The sequence below is a fragment of the Kineococcus arenarius subsp. arenarius genome, from assembly GCF_050871845.1.
In the GTDB taxonomy this organism is placed as follows: Bacteria; Actinomycetota; Actinomycetes; order Actinomycetales; family Kineococcaceae; genus Kineococcus.
The window spans coordinates 25,474-33,493 of the sequence record NZ_JBJLSE010000040.1; the positions used below are offsets into that span (position 1 = coordinate 25,474).

Below are 8,020 nucleotides of genomic sequence, written 5' to 3' on the forward strand. Positions count from 1 at the left end.
CGTCGTGCCGGATCACAGGTCGTGCGCGCCCAGCGCCTCGACGAGTGCGTGGGCCTGCGCCACCGACGTCCGGGCGACGGCGTCGGTGCAGTAACCGCCGTACTGGAGCGCGGACTTGTCCGCGAGCAGTCGTTGCAGCTTCGCAGCCAGGCCGTCAGCCCCCTCCACCCGCCTCAGCAGGGAGGTGGCCGTCCTGTGGTCCTGCTCGTGGGAGCACTCCCCGAGCACGGCGCCGCAGAGGGCGTCGGCCGCGGCGGTGCCGGCCAGGACCGCGTTCGACGCCGCCACTTGCGCCATCTCCGACGGGCCCGGCTGGGTGTCGGCCACTTCCGATCGCTTGCGGGCGACGGCGAGGTGCTCGCGCGCGGTGGCGGCGCGCTGCCTGCAGTCGTTGCGGTTCATCGGGCGGGTGCGCAGCGGCCTGGGCACGGATCACGCCTCCTTCGCGGTGGGCAGCAGGGCGGGTCCGTGGACGGTGCGGGCCTCCGCGCGCCAGGAGCGCACCAGCGCGTCGTCGCGCCCCACCATCTCGTCGCGCTGCCCGGCGGTCAGCAGCAGGACGTTGGCCGGGTTGCCGGTGAACGCTTCGACGCCCTCGGCGACGCGGCGGCTCATCGACTCGGTGAGCACCTCCGGTGCGTCGTCCGGGACCACGAGCAGGAGGTCGATGTCGCTGTCCACGTCCGCCGTCCCGCGCGCGGTGGACCCGAAGACCGCGCAGGTCACCCGTGCGCCCTGCGCCGACTCCGCGACGAGGTGGGCGATCTGCGCGTCGAGGCGGGTGCGGAAGCCGTTGGCGAAGTCGACGGCCGACTGGATGGCCGACCAGGCGGCGTGAGCCCGGTTCGCCCGGTACTCGTACTGACTGCCGACCTGGTCCTGCACGACCGTGCCCGTGGCCGCGAGTCGTCGCAGGGCGACTCGGACACCGGGGGCGCTGCCGCGGGAGACGAGTCGAGCGATCGTCGACGCCGTCAATGGCTGGGACGTGCCGGCGAGGACGCGCAGGACCTGCCCCTCGAGGGTGGGGATCACCGCACTGATCGGGTTGCTCAGGTCCACGTGATCACCATCATCATCAAAAAGTATCAGGACCTCTACTATTTGATAGACCAGACGTCAGGAGGACGTCGAGGCCACCGCTTCGACCTCCCGCAGCACCGCACCCCAGGCGACGTCCCCGTCCGGCTCGCCCTCGACCACGCGCACCCCCGCACCGCGCAGCACCGCCAGGTGCCCGGCCCACGCCGGGTGCCCGGCGGACCCGGCGCTGACGCGCGGGTGCACCACCACCGGCACCGCCCGCGCGCCGATCGCCTCGCACACCGGGGTGACGGCCTGGTTGTCGGCGATGCCCAGCGCGAGCTTCGCGACCGTGCCGGCGGTGGCCGGTGCCACCACCCAGCAGTGCGGGTCCGGGTGCGGGCGCGGCTGGTGCGGCAGCCGGGAGGTGCTGCGCAGCGGGTACCCGGTCGCCTCCGCGACGCGGCGGTCCTCACCGGCGTCCGCCAGCCACGCCGCCGCTGTCGGGGTGGCGGTGACCACCACGGTCCAGCCCGCCGCCAGCAGCGGCTCCACCAGGCGCTCGCGCACGTCCGTGACGCCCCCGGCCGCGGAGCAGGCCAGGCCGAGCACGCGGGTGGGAGGGGCGGGGGCGGGGCGCACGCCAGCACGGTAGGGCTCACCTCGACCCCGTCCCGCACCCCTCACCGTCGGCGCCACCGCCGACCCGACGGGCCCACGGGTCGGATCGCCGGACACCCGTACCGACGTGCGGATGTTCCGCACGCCTCGTACCTTCGGCGTGCACCGGCCCGTCGAGGTGCCGGACATCGTCGATCAGCAGGGGGCAGTGGTGACGACGCCTGGCAGCGACAAGGGCCAGCACGGCGATCAGGGCCGGCGCGAGGACCACGGCAAGCACGTGCGCAGGATGTACCTGCGCTTCGCGGCCATGATCCTCACGTCGATGGTCGTCATGTACGCCGTCATGTTCGTCGGCACGTGGCAGTGGGACCACGTCATGTTCAGCGAGAGCCGGGTCTTCATGGCCCTGACCATGGGCGGCGCGATGGCCCTGGTCATGATCGCCTGGATGCTGAAGATGTACCGCAGCGTCAAGGGGAACATCGCGATCGTCGTGGCGGGCGTGCTCCTGCTGGCCGGCGGCACCTTCCTGGACCGCAGCCAGGCGACCGTGGGCGACATCGGCTGGATGAGCGCGATGGTCCCGCACCACTCGCTCGCGATCACCCGCTCCGCGCACGCCGACCTCGACGACGTCCGCGTCTGCCGGCTCGCCGCGTCCATCATCGAGGCGCAGGAGCGCGAGATCCGCGAGATGCAGTGGCTCATCGAGGACATCGAGGAGAACGGCGAGGTCCTGACCGCGGCCGAGCTCGAGGGCCGCCAGGTGCCCGAGTTCGAGGTGTCGGACCTGCGCAGCTGCCCGAACCCCTGAGCGCGGGCCCGGCGACGCCGACGGTGAGCAGCACGAGGAGTTCCGGGGGGCGAGGACGGCTCCCGCGGGAGCGGTCCGCCCGCTGACGACTCGGGTGGGCCGCTCCCGCGGCGCTCAGGGCTGCGCCACCTCGTCCAGCAGGGCGGCGATCTCGTCGAAGGAGCGCCGGGCGTCGGCCTCGCGCTCGTCCTCCTCGACGTCGTGCGTCTCCAGCTCCAGCACGTACGTGCCGGTGAAACCGCCGGCCTCCAGGGCGCCGAGCACGCCGCGGAAGTCGACGTCACCGCGCCCGATGCCGAGGTTGAGGTCGCCGGGCACGGCGTCGCGCAGGTGCACGCGCTCCACCCGCGAGGCGTGCGCCCGGGCCCAGGCCACGACGTCGTCCCCGGAGGCGACGACGTGCGAGGTGTCCAGCAGCAGCCCGATCTCCTGCGGCCCCAGGGCGTCCAGGACCCGGTCGGCGCGCACCACGTCGTGGACCCAGCGGCGGTGGTGCAGCACCTCCACCAGCAGGCGCACCTCCCGCTCGCCGCACAGCCGCGAGATCGCGCGCAGGTTCTCGACGCAGCGGGCCAGGTCCGCCTCGTCGTCGACGTACGCGTCCCACGACGGCCCGCCGCACGGGACGACGAGCGCCGCACCCGTCGCCGCCGCGAGCTCGACGAGCGGGCGGACCGTCGCCGCCAGCGTCCCGGCGTCCAGCGCCGGGTCGTTCAGCGGGCCGACGTCGGAGTTCACGGCGCCGGCGGCCAGGCCGTGCGCCGCGAGCGCGGCCACGTACTCCTGCGGGTCCCCGGTGAAGGGCACCGGCACGTGGTCCGTCACGGCGGGGATGGCTCCCAGGTCCACCTCCACGGCGCCGATCCGCTGGATGAGGGTCAGGGCCTCCTCCAGCGGCCGGAACCGGAAGGTGATCGTGGAGATGCCGACGCGCCGCGCCGTCGCCAGGGGTGTTGCGCTCACGGGTGCTCCTTCCGAGACCGTCCGGGGGCCGGACGCTCAGGCGATGTACGAACCGCCGTTGATGTTCTGGGTGGTCCCGGTGATGTAGGAGGCGTCCTCGCTGGAGAGGAACACGACCAGGGCGGCCATGTCGTCGGGCGTGCCCTGCCGGCCCATCGGCACCGCGGCGGCCAGGCGTGCCTCGTTGTCCTCGTCGGTGGCGCCGGCGCGGATGTCGGTGTCCACCACGCCCGGGCTGAGGGCGTTGACGGTGATGCCGTGCGGGGCCACCTCGCGGGCCAGGGAGCGCGTCAGACCGAGCACGCCGGCCTTCGCCGCGGAGTACGGCGTCTTGGAGAACACGCCACCGCCCTGCTGCGCGGAGACCGACGACATGTTCACGATGCGGCCGTAGCCGTTCTCGATCATCTGCGGCAGGAACGCCTGGCACGCCAGGAAGGTGCCGGTGAGGTTGATGCCCACCACGCGGTGCCACTCCTTCAGGTCCACCTCGAGGAACGGGGTGGGGGAGGCGACACCGGCGATGTTGGCGAGGGCGCCCACGGGCGGCAGCTCGGAGGCGGCGAGCGCCTCGACGCAGCGCGCCAGGGACTCCTGGTCGGTCACGTCCGCGGCCAGCCCCAGCGCGGGGGCCTTGAACTCGCTGGCGATCTTGTCCGCGGCGGCCTCGGCGCCCGGGCCGTCGATGTCGAGGAGGGCCACGGCCCACCCCTCGGCGGCGAACCTGCGGGCGGTGGCGAAACCGATGCCGCGGGGGGAGGCGGCGCCCGTGACGACGGCGGTGCGCTGGCCGACTCCGGTCTGGTAGCTCATGTCGGGGTCCTTCGCTGGGTGCTGGGTTTCGAGCGGGTTCGGTGCGCGAGCGTCGGGCTCGTCACACCGCGGCGGTCGTGGAGGTGCCCGGGGAGGTGGTGACGGCAGCGGTGGCGCGCTCGACCTCGGCGCGGCGGGCGGCGCCGTTGGTCTCCGGCGTCGCGAGCGTCGCGATGAGGCCGATGAGGCCGAAGACGATGAACAGACCCGCGGGGCCCGCCCAGCCGAACGCCTCGTAGGCCGCGACGGCCGCGAAGGCGGTGAAGCCGGAGACCACGGCCGCGAGCTGGTAGGCCAGCGAGGCGCCGGAGGAACGGGTCGCGGTGCTGAACAGCTCGGCGAACCACGCGCCCTGCGTGCCGGCCAGGGAGTTCTGGCACACCGCGAAGGCGATGACGAAGACGGCGATGATGAGCCCCAGGTTCCCCGTGTTGAGCATGAGGAACATCGGGATGCCGAACAGGAGCATCAGCGTCGTGCCGAACGCGTAGACGGGCTTGCGGCCGATGCGGTCGGTGAGGCGGCCCCACAGCAGCGTGGCGGGGAAACCGATCAGCGCTGCGACGACGATCGCCAGGATGGTGTCGGGACGCTCGGCCAGGCCCTGGTCGTGGACGTAGGAGGTGACGTAGGAGATGGAGACCGCGTAGCCGGCGGTCTCGGCGATGCGCAGGCCGAAGGCGCGCAGCAGGTTGCGCCAGTCCTGGCGGATCACCTCGGCGAGCGGGTTCTTCACCAGGTCGCCCTGCTCCTTGGCGTCCTCGAAGTCCGGGGACTCCTCGACCTTCAGGCGGATGTACATGCCCGCGCCGATGAGGATCGAGCTGAGCAGGAACGGCACGCGCCAGGCCCAGTCGCCCGGCAGGCTGGCGCTGGCGAGGAAGGCGAGGTTGGCGAGCAGCAGGCCCAGCGGGAACCCGGCCTGCGGGATGGCCGTGTAGGCGCCCTTCTTCTTCCACGGGGCGTGCTCGTACGTCATGAGGATCGCGCCGCCCCACTCTGCGCCGAACGCCAGGCCCTGGATGATCCGGACGGTGATGAGCAGGATCGGGGCGAGGATGCCCACGGTCTCGTAGGTGGGCAGGGCGCCGATGAGCACCGTGGACAGGCCCATGATCAGCAGTGAGGCGATGAGCACCGGCCGGCGGCCGATCTTGTCGCCGAGGTAGCCGCCGATGATGCCGCCCAGCGGGCGGGCGGCGAACCCGACGCCCAGCGTGCCGAAGGAGTACAGCAGCGCCGTGGTGGGGTCGCTGTCCGGGAAGAACGCGTCACCGAGGTACAGCGCCGCGGCCGTGCCGAACCCGATGAAGTCGTAGTTCTCCACCGTGGTGCCCACGGCGCTGCCGACGGCCACCCGCTTCTTGTGCTCGGTCCCGAGGACCCGAGCGTTCGCTGTCGTCACTGCCATCTCCTTCGACGGGGGACCGTCCGGCATTGGACTGTCATCGCTCCTACTGTTGACAGTAGGACGTGGGAACTGTGGCACGTCGGGGTGGGCTCCTGTCAAGTCCCCGGCGGGCCGGTGGGCGGGCGTCGCGGCGGTCAGCCGGCGGCGGACTCCGCCCGCTCGTGCATCCGCTGCTCGATCCGCTCCGCCGCGTCCCGCATGTGGGTGCGCAGGAACTCCCGGCCGCCCGCGGCGTCGCCGGCCTCGAGCAGGTCGGCGATCGGCGCGTGGCGCTGGTAGGCCATGTTGAGCACCGCCGTCTCCGGCCCCGCCGCCGTGATCGCGGCACGGGCCAGGCCGCTGACCGAGCGCCAGCTGTGCAGCAGCGTGGTGTTGCCGCTCAGCTCGCAGATGCGCTCGTGGAACGCCAGGTCCGCGTCGAGCTGTGCCGTGAAGTCACCCTCTGCGTCCCGCAGCGTCTCCAGCTCCTGGCGCACCCGCGCCACCGCCGCGGTGCGGTCCTCGCGCGCGCAGATCAGCTCCAGCGCCAGGCTCTCCAGCGCGTGCCGGACGGTGAAGATCTCCTCGACCTCCTGCTCGGTGACCACGCGCACCGAGAGGCGCCCGCGCGCGTCCGCCGTCAGCAGGCCCTCCTGCTGCAGCTGGCGCAGCGCCTCGCGCAGGGTCCCGCGGCTGACGCCGAGCGCCTCGCTGAGCTCCACCTCCGCCAGGTGGGTGCCCGGGGCGAGCTCGCCCGAGCTGATCGCCTCGCGCAGCCGGGCGTGGATGAGCTCGCGGCGCGTCTGCATCTCGATGGACCCCAGCGCGCGCAGCGGGGACCTGGCTCCGGGGGTCACCGTCCCAGCGTATCCGGGGCGTCGCGGCGAGCCGCCCGCCCGCAGCGGTGCCCGGGGCCGGTGGGCGTGGGACCGTCGTGCCTCCCGTCCCCGTCACCCGGAGGTCTGCGTGCACTGGATCGTCCTCGTGCTGTCCGGAGCCCTGGAAGCGGTGTGGGCCACCGCGCTGGACCGCTCGCAGGGGTTCACGAAGCTCACGCCCACCGTCGTGTTCGCCGTCTCCGTCGTCGCCAGCATGGCCGGGCTGGCGTACGCGATGCGCGAGCTGCCCGTCGGCACGTCCTACGCGGTGTGGGTGGGCATCGGCGCGGTGCTGACCGTGGCGTACGCGATGCTCACCGGCGCGGAGAGCTTCTCCGTGCTCAAGGTGCTGTTCCTCGCCGGGATCGTCGGCTGCGTCATCGGGCTCAAGGTCGTGCACTGACCGTCCCGGGCCTAGTCTCGGCTCGCCGCCGGCCACCGCGGGCGGCGCACGACGACGGTGTCGAGGACGGGAGTGGGCGCGTGGCGCTGAAGGTGCTGTTCCTGGGGGGTACGGGGATCATCAGTTCCGCGTGCGCGGCGCTGGCGGTGGAGCGCGGGGTGGACCTGACGGTCCTCAACCGCGGGGGCACGGCGTCCAAGCGCCCCCTGCCCGCGGGCGTGCGGCAGGTGACCGCCGACGTCCGCGACGTCCCCGCCGTGCGGGAGGCGCTGCGCGGCAGCGAGTTCGACGTGGCCGTGGACTTCCTGGCGTTCACGCCCGAGCACGTCGCCGCCGACGTGGAGACGTTCCGCGGGCGCGTGGGGCAGTACTGGTTCGTCTCCAGCGCCTCCGCCTACCAGAAACCCGTGGGGCACCTGCCGATCACCGAGTCCACCCCGCTGGCGAACCCGTTCTGGCAGTACTCCCGCGACAAGATCGCCTGCGAGGAGCTGCTGACCCGCGCCTACCGGGAGGAGGGGTTCCCCGCGGCGGTGGTGCGCCCCAGCCACACCTACGACCGCACCTCACCGCCGGTCGACGGCGGCTGGACGGTCGTGGAGCGCATGCGCCGCGGTGCGCCGGTCGTCGTGCACGGCGACGGGGCCTCGCTGTGGGTCCTCACCCACCACACCGACTTCGCGAAGGGGTTCGTGCCACTGCTGGGCGAGCCCGCGCTGACCGGCGACGCCGTGCACATCACCTCCGACCAGGCCCTCACGTGGGACGCGGTCCACCGCACCCTCGCCCGCGCCGCCGGGGTGGACGAACCGGTGCTCGTGCACGTGCCCTCCGACGCCATCGCCCGCGACGACCCCTCGCGCGGGCCGAGCCTGCTGGGCGACAAGGCCCACTCGGTCGTCTTCGACAACACCAAGCTCGCGCGGCTGGTGCCGGGGTTCGCGGCCACCACCAGCTTCGCCGCCGGTGCCCGGGAGATCGTCGAGCACCACGACACGCACCCCGAGCTGTGCCGACCCGACCCCGACGTCGACGCCCGGCACGACCGGCTCGCCGCCCGCTGGGGCTGAGGCCGCCGAGCACCGGTGCCCCGGGACGTCCCGTCCCGGGGC

10 protein-coding genes are annotated in these 8,020 nt (G+C 73.2%); 3 read left to right on the forward strand and 7 right to left on the reverse strand.

The annotated features are described in order from the left end of the window. Window positions 1–12: 12 nt before the first annotated feature. The 3 genes from ACRYM0_RS11510 to ACRYM0_RS11520 are packed head-to-tail and all read right to left on the reverse strand — an operon-like array spanning window position 13 to window position 1,665. Window positions 13–429, reverse strand: a complete 417-nt coding sequence (locus ACRYM0_RS11510) for a hypothetical protein (protein WP_432505161.1) — start codon at window positions 427–429, stop codon at window positions 13–15. Between the two features lie 3 nt (window positions 430–432). Continuing rightward, complete coding sequence (locus ACRYM0_RS11515; RefSeq protein WP_432505163.1) at window positions 433–1,062, reverse strand: nucleotidyltransferase domain-containing protein; 630 nt, start codon at window positions 1,060–1,062, stop codon at window positions 433–435. 57 nt (window positions 1,063–1,119) lie between these two features. Next, window positions 1,120–1,665 (reverse strand): flavoprotein, encoded by a 546-nt coding sequence (locus tag ACRYM0_RS11520; RefSeq protein ID WP_432505165.1) that lies wholly within the window; start codon window positions 1,663–1,665, stop codon window positions 1,120–1,122. A gap of 112 nt (window positions 1,666–1,777) precedes the next feature. Between ACRYM0_RS11520 and ACRYM0_RS11525 the strand changes: the two genes are divergently transcribed. Beyond that, window positions 1,778–2,461 (forward strand): DUF305 domain-containing protein, encoded by a 684-nt coding sequence (locus ACRYM0_RS11525; protein WP_432505167.1) that lies wholly within the window; start codon window positions 1,778–1,780, stop codon window positions 2,459–2,461. A 114-nt stretch (window positions 2,462–2,575) separates the two neighbouring features. Here ACRYM0_RS11525 and ACRYM0_RS11530 read toward each other — a convergent pair whose 3' ends face one another. From ACRYM0_RS11530 to ACRYM0_RS11545, 4 genes are all read right to left on the reverse strand, one after another. Next, a complete protein-coding gene (locus tag ACRYM0_RS11530) occupies window positions 2,576–3,424 on the reverse strand; it encodes a sugar phosphate isomerase/epimerase family protein (protein WP_432505169.1) in 849 nt (282 codons plus the stop codon). 36 nt (window positions 3,425–3,460) lie between these two features. Next, window positions 3,461–4,237, reverse strand: coding sequence for an SDR family NAD(P)-dependent oxidoreductase (locus ACRYM0_RS11535; protein ID WP_432505171.1), 777 nt, complete (start codon window positions 4,235–4,237; stop codon window positions 3,461–3,463). Between the two features lie 61 nt (window positions 4,238–4,298). Then, entirely contained in the window at window positions 4,299–5,648 is a 1,350-nt protein-coding gene (locus tag ACRYM0_RS11540) for an MFS transporter (RefSeq protein ID WP_432505173.1), read from the reverse strand. 134 nt (window positions 5,649–5,782) lie between these two features. Further along, a complete protein-coding gene (locus tag ACRYM0_RS11545; protein WP_432505175.1) occupies window positions 5,783–6,484 on the reverse strand; it encodes a GntR family transcriptional regulator in 702 nt (233 codons plus the stop codon). A 109-nt stretch (window positions 6,485–6,593) separates the two neighbouring features. On the opposite strand from ACRYM0_RS11545, the gene ACRYM0_RS11550 reads away from it, so the two are divergent. Both ACRYM0_RS11550 and ACRYM0_RS11555 read left to right on the forward strand, forming a co-directional pair. Further along, entirely contained in the window at window positions 6,594–6,908 is a 315-nt protein-coding gene (locus ACRYM0_RS11550; RefSeq protein WP_432505177.1) for a DMT family transporter, read from the forward strand. An 80-nt stretch (window positions 6,909–6,988) separates the two neighbouring features. Then, on the forward strand, window positions 6,989–7,978 hold the full coding sequence (locus tag ACRYM0_RS11555) for an NAD-dependent epimerase/dehydratase family protein (RefSeq protein ID WP_432505179.1): 990 nt from the start codon (window positions 6,989–6,991) through the stop codon (window positions 7,976–7,978). The last annotated feature ends 42 nt before the right edge of the window (window positions 7,979–8,020 follow it).